Source organism: Enterobacter sp. 5-4, from assembly GCF_000612205.1.
Taxonomy (GTDB): domain Bacteria; phylum Pseudomonadota; class Gammaproteobacteria; order Enterobacterales; family Enterobacteriaceae; genus Enterobacter; species Enterobacter roggenkampii.
On record NZ_JFHW01000009.1, the window covers coordinates 161038 to 177116 of the forward strand.

Sequence of the window (16079 nt, forward strand, 5' to 3'; positions counted from 1 at the left end):
CTTGCATTAGACCGAACGGTCTATTAGAGTGCGGCCATGAGCAGAAATACTGAACACGATACCCGCGATCATCTCCTGGCAACCGGCGAGCGTCTTTGCATGCATCGCGGGTTTACCGGTATGGGGTTGAGCGAGTTATTAAAAACCGCTGAGGTACCGAAGGGGTCGTTTTATCACTACTTCCGGTCCAAAGAAGCCTTTGGCGTGGCAATGCTGGAGCGTCATTACGCGGGCTACCACCAGCGTCTGGCGACCCACTTTGCGTCGGGTGAAGGAAACTATCGGGATCGTGTTCTGAACTACTATCAGGAAACGCTGAACCAGTTCTGTCAGCAGGGCATTATCAGCGGATGCCTGACGGTCAAGCTGTCTGCCGAGGTGTGCGATCTTTCCGAAGATATGCGCTCGGCGATGGATAAGGGTGCCCGCGGCGTGATCGCCCTGCTGGCGCAGGCGCTGGAAAAAGGCCGCGACGAAAAAACGCTGGCCTTTACCGGCGACCCCTTAATGCAGTCTCAGGTGCTCTATTCCCTGTGGTTAGGGGCCAACCTGCAGGCAAAAATTTCGCGCAGTGCCTTGCCGCTCGAAAGCGCGCTGGCACATGTGAAAAACAGCATTACTGCGCCTGACGTATAACGGGCGCTTTTTATTTACTTTATTACTAGTCGACTGGTCTACTCAGGAGTCTTTATGTCAGCTGAAAAACTGTTTACCCCATTGAAAGTGGGTGCCGTCACGGCGCCAAACCGCGTGTTCATGGCTCCGCTGACCCGTCTGCGCAGCATTGAGCCGGGTGACATCCCAACCCCGCTGATGGGCGAATACTACCGTCAACGCGCAAGCTCTGGCCTGATCATCACGGAAGCCACGCAGATCTCTGCTCAGGCGAAGGGTTACGCCGGTGCGCCGGGCCTCCATAGCCCGGAGCAGATTGCCGCATGGCAGAAAATTACCGCAGGCGTTCACGCTGAAGAGGGCCGCATTGCGGTTCAGCTGTGGCATACCGGTCGAATCTCTCACAGCAGCATCCAGCCTGGCGGTCAGGCACCGGTCTCCGCGTCGGCCCTGAGCGCCAATACCCGTACGTCCCTGCGCGATGAAAACGGCAATGCGATCCGCGTGGATACCTCTATGCCACGCGCGCTGGAGCTGGACGAAATCCCGGGGATTGTTAACGACTTCCGACAGGCCGTGGCCAACGCCCGTGAAGCCGGTTTTGATCTGATTGAGCTGCACTCCGCGCATGGCTATCTGCTGCACCAGTTCCTGTCACCGTCGTCAAACCATCGCACCGATCAGTACGGCGGCAGCGTCGAAAACCGCGCCCGTCTGGTGCTGGAAGTGGTGGATGCGGTATGCAAGGAGTGGAGCCCGGACCGTATCGGCATTCGCGTTTCCCCAATCGGGTCTTTCCAGAACGTCGACAACGGCCCGAACGAGGAAGCGGACGCGCTCTATCTGATTGACGAGCTGGCCAAGCGCGGTATTGCCTATCTGCACATGTCCGAGCCTGACTGGGCTGGCGGTAAGCCTTACACTGAAGCCTTCCGCCAGAAAGTGCGCGAGCGCTTCCACGGCGTGATCATCGGTGCAGGTGCTTATACGCCTGAGAAAGCCGAAGATCTGATCAATAAAGGGCTGATCGATGCCGTCGCGTTTGGCCGCGACTACATCGCCAACCCGGATCTGGTTGCTCGTCTGCAGAAAAAAGCGGCACTCAACCCGCAGCGTCCGGAAAGCTTCTACGGCGGCGGCGCGGAAGGCTACACCGACTACCCTTCTCTGTAATCTCGCCATTGTTCATTGATAGCGGCGACACTTCGCCGCTATACTAAAACATCGTTTCTGTTCAAAAAGCTTTTTTATTCCATTGGTTAATGAGGAAATTATGCGCCTACTTCACACCATGCTGCGCGTTGGCGACCTGCAACGTTCAATCGATTTCTACACTAACGTCCTGGGCATGAAGCTGCTGCGCACCAGCGAAAACCCGGAATACAAATACTCGCTGGCATTCGTGGGTTACGGCCCGGAAACGGATGAAGCGGTGATCGAGCTGACCTACAACTGGGGCGTTGACAGCTATGAGCTGGGCACGGCCTACGGCCATATCGCGCTGGAAGTGGTCAACGCAGCTGACGCGTGCGAACGCATTCGCAAAAATGGCGGTAACGTTACGCGCGAAGCGGGCCCGGTAAAAGGCGGCACCACCGTGATTGCGTTTGTGGAAGATCCGGACGGTTACAAAATCGAGCTGATTGAAGCCAAAGACGCCGGTCGCGGTCTGGGCAACTGATCCCTCAGGGCGCAACGTGCGCCCGTAGTTTTACTGCATCACCCCGCAAAATTTGCCATAATGCGCTCTGCTTTTTCCCCATGTAAGAGACCCTGATGTCCGATAACGCTCAATTTAGCGGTCTGTGCGACCGTTTTCGTGGTTTTTATCCCGTTGTCATTGATGTAGAAACAGCCGGATTTAACGCTAAAACCGATGCGCTGCTCGAAATTGCCGCCATCACGCTGAAGATGGATGAACAGGGCTGGCTTACACCGGACACCACGCTGCATTTCCACGTTGAACCTTTCGAAGGGGCAAATTTACAGCCGGAAGCGCTGGCGTTTAACGGTATCGATCCGCATAACCCGCTGCGCGGTGCCGTCAGTGAATATGATGCGCTGCACGCCATTTTTAAAATGGTGCGCAAAGGCATGAAGGAGAGCAACTGCAGCCGCGCCATTATGGTGGCTCATAACGCCACCTTCGATCACAGCTTTACCATGGCCGCCGCCGAGCGGGCCGCGCTCAAGCGCAACCCCTTCCACCCGTTTGTGACCTTCGATACCGCCGCGCTGAGCGGCCTGGCGCTGGGACAAACGGTTTTATCAAAGGCCTGTATTACGGCTGGCATTCCGTTCGACGGCACGCAGGCGCACTCCGCGCTGTATGACACAGAGCGTACCGCAGAGCTGTTCTGTGAGATCGTCAACCGCTGGAAGCGTCTGGGCGGCTGGCCGCTGCCGATGGATGATGAGGCCGAGCGCCAATCGTAGGTCGGGTAAGCGCGGCGCCACCCGACAAAAAAAAAGCGACCACATAGCAGGTCGCTTTTTTATTTCCGCAGAAAATTACTCTGCGTCCGGCTCTTCCGTTTTGTACTTCGCCGCGGTTTCTTTGATCAGCTGCTGCAGTTCGCCGCGCTGATACATTTCAATCAGGATATCGCAGCCGCCAACCAGTTCACCGTCTACCCACAGCTGTGGGAAGGTCGGCCAGTTCGCATACTTAGGCAGCTCAGCGCGGATGTCCGGGTTCTGCAGGATATCAACGTAAGCAAAACGCTCACCACAGGCAGACAGCGCCTGAACCGCTTGCGCGGAGAAGCCGCAGCTTGGCAGCTTTGGAGAACCTTTCATATACAGCAGAATCGGGTTTTCAGCGATCTGGCGCTGGATTTTTTCAATAGTGGTGCTCATGTCTTGCTTCCTTTAACTTCTGTTACGGCATTCGTCTGACATTGTAGCGGTTCAGACTGGCATCGGAAAATAACATTTTTGTCACGTATAGACATTCTACTCCGAGTGATGAAAAGTTGCATTGCAAATGGTGTTTACCCCTGCGTCAGCCAGGGTTTTGCTTAGGGAATGGGCAAATGTACGACAGAACGATGAATTTTTTTGCACTTGCTAACGAAACAGGATCGTAGATTGAAAAATGCTATTAACTTTCTGGCTTTTTATGGATTAGAATCGACGGGCTTTGTAAATCACACGCGGGTATTATTGATGACCTGCATTTATCAGGGGACTGCCCAGTGGCGCGGATAAATAAAATCTCGATCACGCTCTGTGCTTTACTGTTTACTTCACTCACCTTCACGCCAGTGGCAAACGCCTCTCAGCAGGCGCGGCATTCTGCTGTACAAAAAAACCATCTGGTGAAAGCCACAGAACGTAAGAAAAAAACCACCGCTAAGAACGACAAGAAAAAGACAAACACACAGACTAAAAAAACCGCTTCCAGCAAGACGAAAACCACCTCTTCCCGCACTGCCCACACCGCCAAAAGTAAAGCTTCGCAAACCGCCGCTAACCTCGTGACTGAAAAATGCATCGCGCGTAAAGGCCATAAGGCGAAATGCACCAAGGTCACCAAAATAGCGGAAGTGCATAAAGTACGCGTCCAGAAAGCGCAAAAAACCGCAATGAACAAGCTGATGGGGCAGATCGGCAAACCGTATCACTGGGGCGGGACTTCACCGCGTACCGGTTTTGACTGCAGCGGCCTCGTCTATTACGCCTATAAAGATCTGGTCAAGTTCCGCATTCCGCGCACCGCCAACGAAATGTACCACCTGCGCGACGCGTCCCCGGTCAACCGTGGAGAGCTGGAGAACGGCGATCTGGTCTTCTTCCGCACGCAGGGCCGCGGGACGGCTGACCACGTTGGCGTCTATGTCGGCAACGGAAAATTCATCCAGTCACCGCGTAGCGGCCAGGATATTCAGATCACCTCGCTCAGTGAAGACTACTGGGTGCGCCATTACGTCGGCGCGCGTCGCGTGATGACGCCGAAAACCATTCGCTAACCCCTGCCCTGCCACACCCGTGGCAGGGTAAGTTCCTCTTTTGCATACCCTTTCAATTTGCTATCCTGTCCTTGTTGTCTGTGTGGTTATTGGCAACACAAAATACAATAAGGAGAGAAGCAATGTCGTTCGAATTACCTGCACTACCGTATGCAAAAGACGCCCTGGCCCCGCACATTTCTGCGGAAACCCTGGAATATCACTACGGCAAGCATCACCAGACGTACGTCACCAACCTGAATAACCTGATCAAGGGCACCGATTTTGAAGGCAAAACGCTGGAAGAGATCGTGCGCAGTTCTGAGGGTGGCGTATTCAACAACGCCGCTCAGGTGTGGAACCACACCTTCTACTGGCACTGCCTGGCGCCAAACGCCGGTGGCGAACCTGTCGGTGAACTGGCTACCGCCATCAACGCCGCCTTTGGCAGCTTCGCGGAATTCAAAGCGAAGTTCACCGATGCCGCCATCAAGAACTTCGGTTCAGGCTGGACGTGGCTGGTCAAAGAGGCGGATGGCAAACTGGCTATCGTGTCTACCTCTAACGCAGGCACCCCGCTGACCACCAGCGCGAAGCCGCTGATGACCGTGGACGTATGGGAACACGCTTACTACATCGATTACCGTAACGCGCGCCCTAACTACCTGGAGCACTTCTGGGCACTGGTTAACTGGGACTTTGTGGCGAAGAACTTCGCCGCGTAAGAGACACGCAGAAGGGTTCGCCCTTCTGCGTTTTTGGTTTATTCCGCAGCGCAGGCTGCTTCTGGCTGTTTACGACCCGACATCATCACCAGCAGCAGACCGAGCGCGGCAATAATCGCCCCCATCACCGGCACAAAACTGTACCCCAGCCCACCGGATATCGCGGCCCCACCGGCCGCCGCACCGAGCGCATTGCCCAGGTTGAAAGCACCAATATTGACCGAGGATGAGAGGCCCGGCGCTTCATGCGCGACACGCATCACGCGCATCTGCAGCGGTGGCACCACCGCGAACGTTGCAGCCCCCCAGACGACCATTGCGATCGCGGCACCAAACTCGTTGCGCGCCAGCCACGGAATGGCGATCATGATAACAATCAGCAGGGTTAAGAAGCCCTTCAGCGTTCCGCTCACGGAACGGTCGGCAAATTTCCCGCCGAGATAGTTGCCAATCGAGAAGCCCACGCCAATCAGCACCAGCATCGCGGTAACGAAGAGAGGCGTTGCGTGGGTGATATCGTGCAACACCGGTGAAATATAGGTGTAGAGGGTAAACATCGCCCCTGCCCCCAGCACGGTGGTCAGCAGCGCGGAGAGCACCTGCGGGCGCATCAGCACCGCCAGCTCCTTACGCACTTCCGGACGTTCTCCGGCACTGCCCTTTGGCAGGGAGAAGAACAAGGCCACCATCGCGACCACGCCCAGTCCGGCCGTCGCCAGGAAGGACATCCGCCAGCCAATGACCTCGCCCAGCCAGGTTGCCGCAGGAACGCCGCCGATGTTAGCGATGGTCAGGCCCATAAACATGGTGGCTACGGCGCTGGCCTGCTTGTGTTTCGGCACCACGCTTGCCGCCACAACCGACCCCAGCCCAAAGAACGCGCCGTGGTTAAGGCTGGTCAGAATACGCGACAGCATCAACGTGGTGTAGTCCGGCGAAATGGCCGAAAGCACGTTGCCGAGGGTGAAAATCGCCATCAGGAAAATCAGCGCATTGCGGCGCGCGCGGTGTGAAAGAAGAAGCGTCATCAGCGGCGCCCCCACCATCACGCCAATGGCGTAGGCGCTGATTAACATGCCGGCCGCAGGGATCGAGACGTCCACGCCGCGGGCGATGACGGGCAGTAACCCCATCGGGGAAAATTCAGTGGTGCCAATCCCAAAAGCGCCAATCGCCAGGGCCAGCAGGGGAAAATTGATTTTCATGCGTCAACTCCGGATGCCGTGTCATGTGGTGACACAGAACAAAGAAGCGGAAAGCATGACATCAATCACAAAAAATGAGAAGTTAACAAAATGGCAAAAGATTTTTGCCTTAGGAGTAACAATCGAGGTGAGCGGGAGGGAGAAGGCTCTCCCTCCGCGTAAATCAGTGCAGCGCGGCCGTCAGACCCGCCGCGACAATCAGAGCCAGCACAACCACGGTGGTGAACAGCGAAAACTTCAGATCGGAACTCATCAATTTTTCTCCTTTTAATCCCCCCACGAAAAGTGAGCCTGCTCATTTTTGCATAATTTACGTCAAAAATCTTCCTGGATTTAGGCTGATAAACACTTTACCTCTTCCCCTTTTCATCAAGATAGGACAAAATTCCACGCTAAATTTATTAGCGTACCGGCCATTGACCCCCTCCTGACGTCCCGTGTCGTTTTCCCGGCGTGCCGCAATTCAAGATTGCGTGATAAGGGTGAGAGAAGGCAAACGTTTACCTTCAAGTTTTTCAGGAGTTTAGGATATGGTCTGGAGTGACATTTAATGGCAACAATTAAAGACGTAGCAAAACGCGCAAACGTTTCCACTACAACCGTATCACATGTAATTAACAAAACCCGCTTCGTGGCGGAAGAGACGCGCAACGCCGTCTGGGCAGCGATCAAAGAGCTGCACTATTCGCCAAGTGCGGTTGCGCGCAGCCTCAAGGTTAATCACACCAAATCCATTGGATTGCTGGCGACCAGCAGTGAAGCGGCCTATTTTGCCGAGATCATTGAAGCGGTAGAGAAGAACTGCTTCCAGAAAGGCTATACCCTGATTCTGGGCAACGCGTGGAACAGCATAGAAAAACAGCGCGCCTACCTGTCGATGATGGCGCAAAAGCGCGTCGATGGCCTGCTGGTCATGTGTTCCGAGTACCCGGAATCCGTGCTGTCGATGCTGGAAGAGTATCGCCATATCCCCATGGTGGTCATGGACTGGGGTGAAGCGCGCGCGGACTTCACCGACTCCGTTATCGACAACGCCTTCGAAGGCGGTTACATGGCGGGTCGTTACCTGATCGAACGCGGTCACCGCGAGATTGGCGTGATCCCCGGTCCGCTGGAGCGTAACACCGGCGCGGGCCGTCTGGCCGGTTTTATGAAAGCAATGGAAGAAGCGCTCATCACCGTGCCGGAAAACTGGATCGTGCAGGGCGACTTTGAGCCGGAATCAGGCTACCGCGCGATGCAGCAGATCGTTTCCCAGCAGCACCGCCCGACCGCCGTTTTCTGCGGCGGTGACATCATGGCCATGGGCGCACTCTGCGCCGCCGATGAGCTGGGTCTGCGCGTACCGCAGGATATTTCCGTGATCGGGTATGACAACGTGCGTAACGCGCGCTTCTTCACCCCGGCGCTGACAACCATTCACCAGCCAAAAGATTCGCTGGGCGAAACGGCCTTCAATATGCTGTTGGACAGGATCGTCAACAAACGCGAAGAGTCGCAGTCCATTGAAGTTCACCCGCGCCTGATTGAACGCCGTTCCGTTGCGGACGGTCCGTTCCGCGACTACCGCCGTTAATCCTTTGACGGGGCCAGCTACGCTGGCTCCCGTAACCATTCCCGGTTTAGAGTTTCGCTGTCTCCCAGATAATCCAGCAGCCAGGCCATGGCGGGCGAGACATCATTTTGTTGCCAGGTCAGGCAGCAGGCCGCGTCCGGGAACGGATTCTCTAGCGTCAGTTCAACCCATTCTCCGGTATCGATGCGCGGACGCGCAAAATGAGCGGGCACCATCGCGACGCACAGCCCGGCGCTGAGGCACGTCGCCGATGATTCCCAGTCAGGGGCCACCACCCGCCGCTGGTTGTCCAGAAGCCAGGTGATACGCTTGGGCAATGAACGGGACGTATCCTCCAGCACCAGCGACGGCCAGTTGCGCAGCGTATCGTCGCTCAGCGGACCTTCCATCGCTGCCAGAGGATGATCGCTGGCCACCACGCATTTCCAGCTCAGCATACCCATGTCGCGAAAGGCGTAACGTCCCCCGACCGGGATCGCCTGCGTCGCGCCAATCGCCATCTCCGCCCTGCCGTCCGCCAGCGCATCCCAGACGCCGTTGAACACCTCCTGCGAGACCCGTAGCTCGACGTCAGAGAAATGACGATAGAAATCCACGATCATTTGTCGGGTGCGTTCCGGCTTCACGATGTTATCTACCGCGATGGCGAGATGCCCCCGCCAGCCGTTGGCGATCTGCTGACACTGTTCGCGGGTGATCTGCATTTTTTTGATAACAGAACGCCCTTCTTTCAAAAACCATGCTCCGGCGGGCGTTAATTCCACGTCGCGATGCCGCCGTTCAAACAGCGGAACCGCCAGCCACTCCTCAAGCTGACGCACCGTGTAGCTGATGGCCGAAGGGACGCGGTGCAACTCCTGCGCTGCACCGCTAAAGCTGCCGTTACGCGCAACAGCATCGACCACTTCAAGAGAATAATCTGACCACATTTTCTGCCTGCAAAAAATTTGAATGCACCCGCCAAATATTAGCGTTTCACAAGCCGCTTTGCACTCCCTACACTCTGCGCCAACGTACACCTGCCTCCTCAGGAGAATAAAAGAATGCAACCCAGGAAAGGATTTTTAGTCTGGCTCGGCGGCTTAAGCGTGCTGGGCTTTTTGGCCACCGACATGTACCTGCCCGCGTTTGCCGCGATGCAGGAAGACCTGCAAACCCCTGCGGCGGCCATCAGCGCCAGCCTGAGCCTGTTCCTTGCCGGTTTTGCTTTCGCACAGCTGCTCTGGGGACCGCTCTCGGATCGCTTCGGCCGTAAACCGGTGCTGCTGCTGGGTCTGGCCATTTTTGCCGTGGGCTGCCTGGGGATGCTGTGGGTGCGCGATGCTACCTGGCTGCTGGTGCTGCGCTTCGTTCAGGCCGTGGGCGTCTGTGCTGCGGCGGTGACCTGGCAGGCGCTGGTGACCGACTACTACCCGGCTAACCGCACAAACCGTATTTTCGCCACCATTATGCCGCTGGTGGGCCTCTCCCCTGCCCTGGCTCCGCTGCTGGGCAGCTGGATCCTCGCGCACTTTGACTGGCAGGCCATTTTTGCCACGCTGTTTGCCATCACGCTGGTGCTGATGCTGCCGGCGTTTGTCCTTAAGCCCGCGCATAAAAAAGAGGCGCATGCCGACGCGACGCCGATTACCTTCACCTCCCTGCTGAGCGCCAAAGCGTATCGCGGGAATGTCCTGATTTATGCCGCCTGTTCGGCCAGCTTCTTCGCGTGGCTCACCGGCTCGCCGTTTATTCTGCACGATATGGGCTACAGCCCGGCGGCCATCGGTCTGAGCTATGTTCCGCAGACCATCGCGTTCCTGGTGGGCGGGTACGGCTGCCGCGCGGCGCTGCAAAAATGGGAAGGTCAGCAGATGCTGCCATGGCTGCTGGTGCTCTATGCGCTGAGCGTCATCGGTACCTGGGCCGTCGGGTTTATTCCGGGCGCGGGTCTGGCTGAAATTTTGGTCCCCTTCTGCGTGATGGCCGTGGCAAACGGAGCGATTTATCCGATCGTGGTGGCACAGGCGTTACGTCCGTTCCCGCAGGCGACAGGCCGCGCCGCCGCGCTGCAAAATACCCTGCAGCTGGGTCTGTGCTTCCTCGCAAGTCTGGTGGTCTCGGCGCTGATTGCCACGCCGCTGTTGACCACCACCAGCGTGATGCTGTTCACCGTAGCGCTGGCGGTATTGGGTTTCCGCATGCAGGCGTCCGCGCAGCGCGAGCAGGATAACGGCGCGCAGGTGGAAACTTCGCATGCCTGATTGCGCCAGAAATCATGTTACATTTCAGTGATTAGGTTGCTAACAATTTTCTATTGAATCACCAAATTTTGAGGCCTATACTAAATTTGGTTCGATTAAATACGATAAATATTAAGTGTTAACGGGAGCCGGAGTGCTCCCGTTTTACCATGGAAGGCATTTCGGCAAGGGTTATCTCCCTTCCTCTGTTCTACGTCGGATACTAGCCTCGCGGTATTTACCGTGAGATTTCTCACAAACCAAAAAAAGCGTCTACGCTGTTTGAAGGTTCTGATCACATCAGGGTGATGGAGAAGCTATGAGTTCATCGTGTATAGAAGAAGTCAGCGTTCCGGACGACAACTGGTCCCGGATCGTCAGTGAACTGTTAGGTCGAGCAGGCATCACTATCAACGGATCTTCGCCATCCGATCCCCAGGTAAAACATCCCGACTTTTTTAAACGCGTGTTGCGGGAAGGATCGTTAGGCCTGGGAGAAAGCTATATGGACGGCTGGTGGGAGTGCGAACGTCTGGATATCTTTTTTGCCAGCGTGTTGCGCGCCGGTCTGGAAAATCAACTCCCCCGCAATCTGAAAGACACCCTGCGTGTCGCCTCTGCCCGACTGTTTAACTTGCAAAGTAAAAAACGCGCATGGATCGTCGGCAAAGAACATTACGATCTCGGCAACGACCTGTTCAGCCGCATGCTGGACCCTTTCATGCAATACTCCTGCGCCTACTGGAAAGACGCGTCGACGCTTGAGGAAGCACAGCAGGCCAAGCTGCGCCTGATCAGCGAGAAGCTGCAGCTACAGCCCGGCATGCGCGTGCTGGATATCGGCTGCGGCTGGGGCGGGCTGGCGTATTTTATGGCGAAGCACTACGGCGTCAGCGTGGTCGGCGTGACGATCTCAGCGGAACAGCAAAAAATGGCGCGGGAGCGCTGTCAGGGTCTTGACGTGGATATCCGGCTGCAGGACTACCGTGACCTGAACGAGCAGTTCGACCGGATCGTTTCCGTCGGCATGTTCGAGCACGTGGGGCCAAAAAACTACGACACCTACTTTGAGGTGGTGGATCGTAATTTGAAACCGGACGGCCTCTTCCTGCTGCACACCATCGGCTCTAAGCGGACCGATAACAACGTTGACCCGTGGATCAATAAATACATCTTTCCGAATGGTTGTTTACCGTCCGTTCGCCAGATTGCCAACGCCAGTGAATCCCATTTCGTGATGGAAGACTGGCATAACTTTGGCGCGGACTACGACACCACCTTAATGGCATGGCATGAACGTTTCCAGAAAGCCTGGCCCGAGATTGCGGACAACTATTCAGAACGATTTAAACGGATGTTTAGCTATTATCTGAATGCCTGCGCGGGGGCGTTTCGCGCACGGGATATTCAGCTCTGGCAGGTGGTATTCAGCCGGGGGATTGAACACGGACTGCGTGTCGCACGCTAAAAAAATAACCCCGGATAGCCGGGGTTATTTTTTATTCTTCTTCTGCGGTCTTTATTATTGCGGCTTCTTTTGCTGCCAGCACGCGCTCCACCGTATCAACCACCGCCTGGGTTTGCGGATCGATTTCGATATTCACGCGATGCCCCAATTTTTTCGCGCCCAGCGTGGTGCGCTGCAGCGTTTCAGGAATTAAATGCACGCAAAAACGCGTTGGCGTCACCTCTCCCACCGTCAGGCTAATCCCGTCAATGCCAATAAATCCTTTATAGAGGATGTATTTCATTAATGACGGGTCCTGCATTTTAAACCAGATTTGACGGTTATTTTCCGAGGTCACGATTTTCGCCACTTCGGCAGTGGTCATGATGTGCCCGGACATCAAATGGCCGCCAATCTCATCGCTGAACTTCGCCGCGCGCTCAACGTTGACGGTATCGCCTACCACCAGCTCGCCCAGGTTAGTGATCCGCAGCGTCTCTTTCATTAAATCAAAGCTAATCTGGTTGCCGTTAATTTCGGTCACGGTCAGGCAGCAGCCGTTATGGGCAATCGAGGCACCGGTTTCGATGCCCTCAAGCATATATTCCGGCAGCTCAACAACATGAGTACGGAAATTAGGTTTTTCATCAATGGACACCACTTTGGCAGTGCCCTGCACAATACCAGTAAACATGCTTACAACTCCTGTTTTTTCCGAACGGTGATGACACCGTTTAATCCCTCCACAATAACAGTTGGAAAAACAGGTTGCCAGCGGAGCGCATTTTCTGGCGATTTTTTCACTAGATAAATAGCTAAAGCCCGCTACAATAGCTGGCACCCCCCTGCATTTTCTTCTTGCTGCCCGTTTCGGCGGCTTTTTTAGTCTCTCATATAATTACAAAATAAAGGTGTTCACGTGCAGAAGTACATGAATGAAGCGCGCCAGTTATTGGCACTGGCTATACCCGTGATCGTCGCGCAGGTGGCCCAGACCGCAATGGGATTTGTGGATACGGTAATGGCAGGTGGCTACAGCGCCACCGACATGGCGGCCGTTGCCATCGGCACGTCAATCTGGCTTCCGGCCATCCTGTTCGGCCACGGTCTGCTGCTCGCGCTCACGCCTGTTATCGCTCAGCTCAATGGCTCGGGGCGCCGCGAGCGCATTGCCCATCAGGTCCGCCAGGGTTTCTGGCTGGCCGGGTTTGTCTCTGTGCTGATCATGGTCGTGCTCTGGAACGCGGGCCATATCATTCGCGCTATGCATAACATTGACCCGGCCCTGGCGGACAAAGCCGTGGGCTATCTGCGCGCCCTGCTCTGGGGGGCGCCTGGATATCTCTTCTTCCAGGTGGCGCGTAACCAGTGTGAAGGTCTGGCGAAAACAAAGCCCGGGATGGTGATGGGCTTTATCGGGTTGCTGGTCAACATTCCCGTTAACTATGTTTTTATTTACGGTCATTTCGGGATGCCGGAGCTGGGCGGCGTCGGCTGCGGCGTGGCGACGGCCGCCGTTTACTGGGTCATGTTCTTCTCAATGCTTACCTTCGTGAAGCGCGCTCGCTCCATGCGCGATATTCGTAACGAGAACAGATTCAGCACGCCGGACTGGAATATCATGACGCGCCTGGTGCAGTTAGGGTTGCCGATTGCCCTTGCGCTGTTCTTTGAGGTGACCCTGTTTGCCGTGGTCGCCCTGCTGGTCTCCCCGCTGGGCATTGTGAACGTCGCCGGGCATCAGATTGCGCTCAACTTCAGCTCCCTGATGTTTGTCCTGCCGATGTCGCTGGCCGCAGCAGTGACGATTCGCGTGGGCTTCCGCCTGGGGCAAGGCTCGACGCTCGATGCGCAAACCGCCGCGCGCACCGGACTGGGCGTCGGCGTCTGCATGGCCATTTGCACGGCGCTTTTTACCGTGGCGCTGCGCGAGCAGATTGCCCTGCTCTACAACGACAATCCGGAAGTCGTCGCGCTGGCCTCGCACCTGATGCTGCTGGCCGCGATTTACCAGATTTCGGACTCCATCCAGGTGATTGGCAGCGGGGTGCTGCGCGGCTATAAAGACACGCGTTCCATTTTCTTTATCACCTTCATCGCCTACTGGGTGCTGGGTCTGCCGTGTGGGTATATTCTGGCCCTGACCGACCTGGTGGTTGACCGCATGGGACCCGCGGGGTTCTGGATGGGCTTTATCATCGGCCTGACGTCGGCGGCAATTATGATGATGTTGCGCATGCGCTTCCTGCAGCGCCAGCCATCAACGATCATTTTGCAACGCGCTGCACGTTAAATACGCAGTAGCCGCCACCCGGCGGCTACTTTCTCTTCACTTTGCGCGGTAATACAGCAATCGCGTGAAATCAGAGAGAAAATTGCATTTTCCCTCTTGCCACCTCGGTGCTGTGCCGCTAATATTCGTCCCCGTTGTCACCGACAACACGTTGCGTTCATAGCTCAGTTGGTTAGAGCACCACCTTGACATGGTGGGGGTCGTTGGTTCGAGTCCAATTGAACGCACCATTCTGCGTCCGTAGCTCAGTTGGTTAGAGCACCACCTTGACATGGTGGGGGTCGGTGGTTCGAGTCCACTCGGACGCACCATTTCAGTCCTGAAATGGTGCAAATTCTCCTCAGTTACCCTGAATTTTCTTAATCCCTTATTTTCATCATTATTCTCCTGCTACGCTTTTCCTATGGAAAAAAACACAGGAAACGTGTTGATGAAGAAGATCGCGATTATCGGCTCCGGCCCCACGGGAATTTACACCTTTTATCATCTGCTTAATAACAATACCCCACTCTCCGTTTCCGTCTTTGAACAGGCCGATGAAGCTGGCGTGGGTATGCCCTATAACGATGACGATAATTCCCGGCTGATGCTGGCGAACATTGCGAGCATTGAAATCCCGCCCATTTTTATGACCTACCTCGACTGGCTTAAGGAGCAAAGCGACGACCATCTGGCGCGCTTTAAAGTTGATAAAGCCAGCCTGCACGATCGACAGTTCCTGCCCAGGATCCTGTTGGGAGAGTATTTTCGCGACAGCTTTCGTTCAATCGTAAAAGAGGCGAAAAAGCTGGGGTTCCAGGTTGAGGTCCATGAGTCTGCGAAGGTCACCGACATCAACCCTTCGACAACCGGCGTGACGATTTCGGTCAATGACCGCACATTAGCGGATAAATTCGACCTGGCGGTTATTGCCACCGGCCACGTCTGGCCAGAGGAGGATGAAGCCACGCGCACGTTCTTCCCAAGCCCGTGGTCCGGCCTGATGGACGCCCGTATTCCCCCTTGCCGCGTGGGCATTATGGGCACCTCATTGAGCGGTCTGGACGCGGCTATGGCGGTGGTGATGCAGCACGGCGAGTTTCGTGACGGTAAATTCATCCTCGACAGCGGCAGCGAAGGGTTAAACATTACGCTGATGTCACGGACGGGCATTCTCCCGGAAGCCGATTTTTACTGCCCCATCCCTTATGAACCGCTGTCGGTATTGACCGAATTCGTAGTGGAAAGCGAGATAGCCAAAGGACCGGATGGCCTGCTTGACCGAGTCTTTGCCCTGATGGTGAAAGAGCTTGAACTCGCCGACCCGGCGTGGTGCGAGAAAATGTCTCTGCATACGCTGAATGCGGACACCATTCGTGAGGCCTGGTTTGAGGATCGTAAGCGCCACGGGCCCTTTACCTGGGCGGAAGAGAATCTCAACGAGGTTGAACGCAATAAACGCGAGCGCCGTACCGTGGCATGGCGCTACACCGTGCTTCGGCTGCATGAGGTCGTTCAGGAGATCGTTCCCCATCTTAGCGAGCAGGACAGAAAACGCTTTAAGCAGGGCCTGGCTCGCGTGTTTATCGACAATTATGCTGCCATCCCGCCGCAGTCTATTCGCAGGCTGCTTGCGCTTCGCGAGGCCGGCATCATTAGCGTGGCGGCGCTCGGCGATGATTACACGCTTGATGCCGGCAGCGATCGGACAGTCATCACCACACAAGAGACCGTTTATCGTTTCGACGTCTTTATTGATGCGCGCGGGCAAAAGCCGCTTAAAACAAACGATCTGCCTTTCCCATCGCTGCGCAGACAGCTTGAGGAGACGGGCGATGAGATCCCCGACATCGGCGAGGATTACACGTTAAAAGCGCCAGAAACGGTTCGTGGGCGCATCGCCTTCGGCGCAATACCGTGGCTGATGCACGATCGTCCCTTCGTTCAGGGGCTGGCAGAGTGTGCGGAGATTGCAGAAGCGATGGCGAAGGCGGCTGAAAAACCGGCCTCAGGTATACGGCGTCGGTTACCGTACGTGGAGAACTGACAGGGCTTCCATGCCCTGCA

The 16079-nt window shown here is 55.8% G+C and carries 16 protein-coding genes and 2 tRNA genes; 13 read left to right on the top strand and 5 right to left on the bottom strand.

From position 1 onward, the window contains the following. Nucleotides 1–36: 36 nt before the first annotated feature. The 4 genes from AA74_RS0105160 (at nt 37) to rnt (ending at nt 3051) form a co-directional block, all read left to right on the top strand. Complete coding sequence (locus AA74_RS0105160; protein WP_025911581.1) at nt 37–636, top strand: TetR/AcrR family transcriptional regulator; 600 nt, start codon at nt 37–39, stop codon at nt 634–636. 54 nt (nt 637–690) lie between these two features. Then, on the top strand, nt 691–1788 hold the full coding sequence (locus AA74_RS0105165; RefSeq protein ID WP_021241129.1) for an alkene reductase: 1098 nt from the start codon (nt 691–693) through the stop codon (nt 1786–1788). 100 nt (nt 1789–1888) lie between these two features. Beyond that, nucleotides 1889–2296 (top strand): lactoylglutathione lyase, encoded by a 408-nt coding sequence (gene gloA, locus AA74_RS0105170; protein WP_025911584.1) that lies wholly within the window; start codon nt 1889–1891, stop codon nt 2294–2296. A gap of 95 nt (nt 2297–2391) precedes the next feature. After that, entirely contained in the window at nt 2392–3051 is a 660-nt protein-coding gene (gene rnt, locus AA74_RS0105175) for a ribonuclease T (RefSeq protein ID WP_008500592.1), read from the top strand. 75 nt (nt 3052–3126) lie between these two features. Here rnt and grxD read toward each other — a convergent pair whose 3' ends face one another. Beyond that, nucleotides 3127–3474, bottom strand: coding sequence for a monothiol glutaredoxin 4 (grxD, locus tag AA74_RS0105180; protein ID WP_003832760.1), 348 nt, complete (start codon nt 3472–3474; stop codon nt 3127–3129). 338 nt (nt 3475–3812) lie between these two features. Here grxD and AA74_RS0105185 point away from each other — a divergent pair, with 338 nt between their 5' ends. Together AA74_RS0105185 and sodB are read left to right on the top strand one after the other, a co-directional pair. Next, complete coding sequence (locus AA74_RS0105185; RefSeq protein ID WP_023327204.1) at nt 3813–4586, top strand: C40 family peptidase; 774 nt, start codon at nt 3813–3815, stop codon at nt 4584–4586. Between the two features lie 122 nt (nt 4587–4708). Then, nucleotides 4709–5290, top strand: a complete 582-nt coding sequence (gene sodB, locus AA74_RS0105190; RefSeq protein WP_023292633.1) for a superoxide dismutase [Fe] — start codon at nt 4709–4711, stop codon at nt 5288–5290. A gap of 38 nt (nt 5291–5328) precedes the next feature. On the opposite strand, the gene AA74_RS0105195 is transcribed toward sodB, so the two are convergent. After that, nucleotides 5329–6495 (bottom strand): MFS transporter, encoded by a 1167-nt coding sequence (locus AA74_RS0105195; protein ID WP_025911593.1) that lies wholly within the window; start codon nt 6493–6495, stop codon nt 5329–5331. Nucleotides 6496–6658: 163 nt separating this feature from the next. Beyond that, nucleotides 6659–6748: a YnhF family membrane protein gene (locus AA74_RS1000000123335; RefSeq protein ID WP_008500596.1), complete on the bottom strand. Its 90-nt coding sequence runs from the start codon at nt 6746–6748 to the stop codon at nt 6659–6661. 297 nt (nt 6749–7045) lie between these two features. On the opposite strand from AA74_RS1000000123335, the gene purR reads away from it, so the two are divergent. Then, nucleotides 7046–8071, top strand: coding sequence for an HTH-type transcriptional repressor PurR (purR, locus tag AA74_RS0105205; RefSeq protein ID WP_014883552.1), 1026 nt, complete (start codon nt 7046–7048; stop codon nt 8069–8071). A gap of 17 nt (nt 8072–8088) precedes the next feature. Here purR and punR read toward each other — a convergent pair whose 3' ends face one another. Then, the gene (gene punR, locus AA74_RS0105210; RefSeq protein ID WP_008500598.1) at nt 8089–9000 is read right to left on the bottom strand and encodes a DNA-binding transcriptional activator PunR; all 912 of its coding nucleotides are present in this window, start codon (nt 8998–9000) and stop codon (nt 8089–8091) included. 114 nt (nt 9001–9114) lie between these two features. Between punR and punC the strand changes: the two genes are divergently transcribed. Together punC and cfa are read left to right on the top strand one after the other, a co-directional pair. Beyond that, nucleotides 9115–10314 carry a purine nucleoside transporter PunC gene (punC, locus tag AA74_RS0105215; RefSeq protein WP_025911596.1) on the top strand — a complete coding sequence of 400 codons (1200 nt, stop codon included), beginning with the start codon at nt 9115–9117 and terminating at the stop codon, nt 10312–10314. 298 nt (nt 10315–10612) lie between these two features. Then, the gene (gene cfa, locus AA74_RS0105220) at nt 10613–11761 is read left to right on the top strand and encodes a cyclopropane fatty acyl phospholipid synthase (RefSeq protein WP_008500601.1); all 1149 of its coding nucleotides are present in this window, start codon (nt 10613–10615) and stop codon (nt 11759–11761) included. Between the two features lie 31 nt (nt 11762–11792). Here cfa and AA74_RS0105225 read toward each other — a convergent pair whose 3' ends face one another. Next, the gene (locus AA74_RS0105225) at nt 11793–12434 is read right to left on the bottom strand and encodes a riboflavin synthase (RefSeq protein ID WP_008500602.1); all 642 of its coding nucleotides are present in this window, start codon (nt 12432–12434) and stop codon (nt 11793–11795) included. Nucleotides 12435–12659: 225 nt separating this feature from the next. Between AA74_RS0105225 and mdtK the strand changes: the two genes are divergently transcribed. From mdtK to AA74_RS0105245, 4 genes are all read left to right on the top strand, one after another. Continuing rightward, nucleotides 12660–14033, top strand: coding sequence for an MdtK family multidrug efflux MATE transporter (gene mdtK / locus AA74_RS0105230; RefSeq protein ID WP_021241123.1), 1374 nt, complete (start codon nt 12660–12662; stop codon nt 14031–14033). Nucleotides 14034–14186: 153 nt separating this feature from the next. Next, a tRNA-Val gene (locus AA74_RS0105235) sits at nt 14187–14263 on the top strand. A gap of 4 nt (nt 14264–14267) precedes the next feature. Continuing rightward, nucleotides 14268–14344, top strand: a tRNA-Val gene (locus AA74_RS0105240). Between the two features lie 119 nt (nt 14345–14463). Further along, nucleotides 14464–16059: an FAD-NAD(P)-binding protein gene (locus AA74_RS0105245; RefSeq protein WP_025911600.1), complete on the top strand. Its 1596-nt coding sequence runs from the start codon at nt 14464–14466 to the stop codon at nt 16057–16059. Nucleotides 16060–16079: the final 20 nt, after the last annotated feature.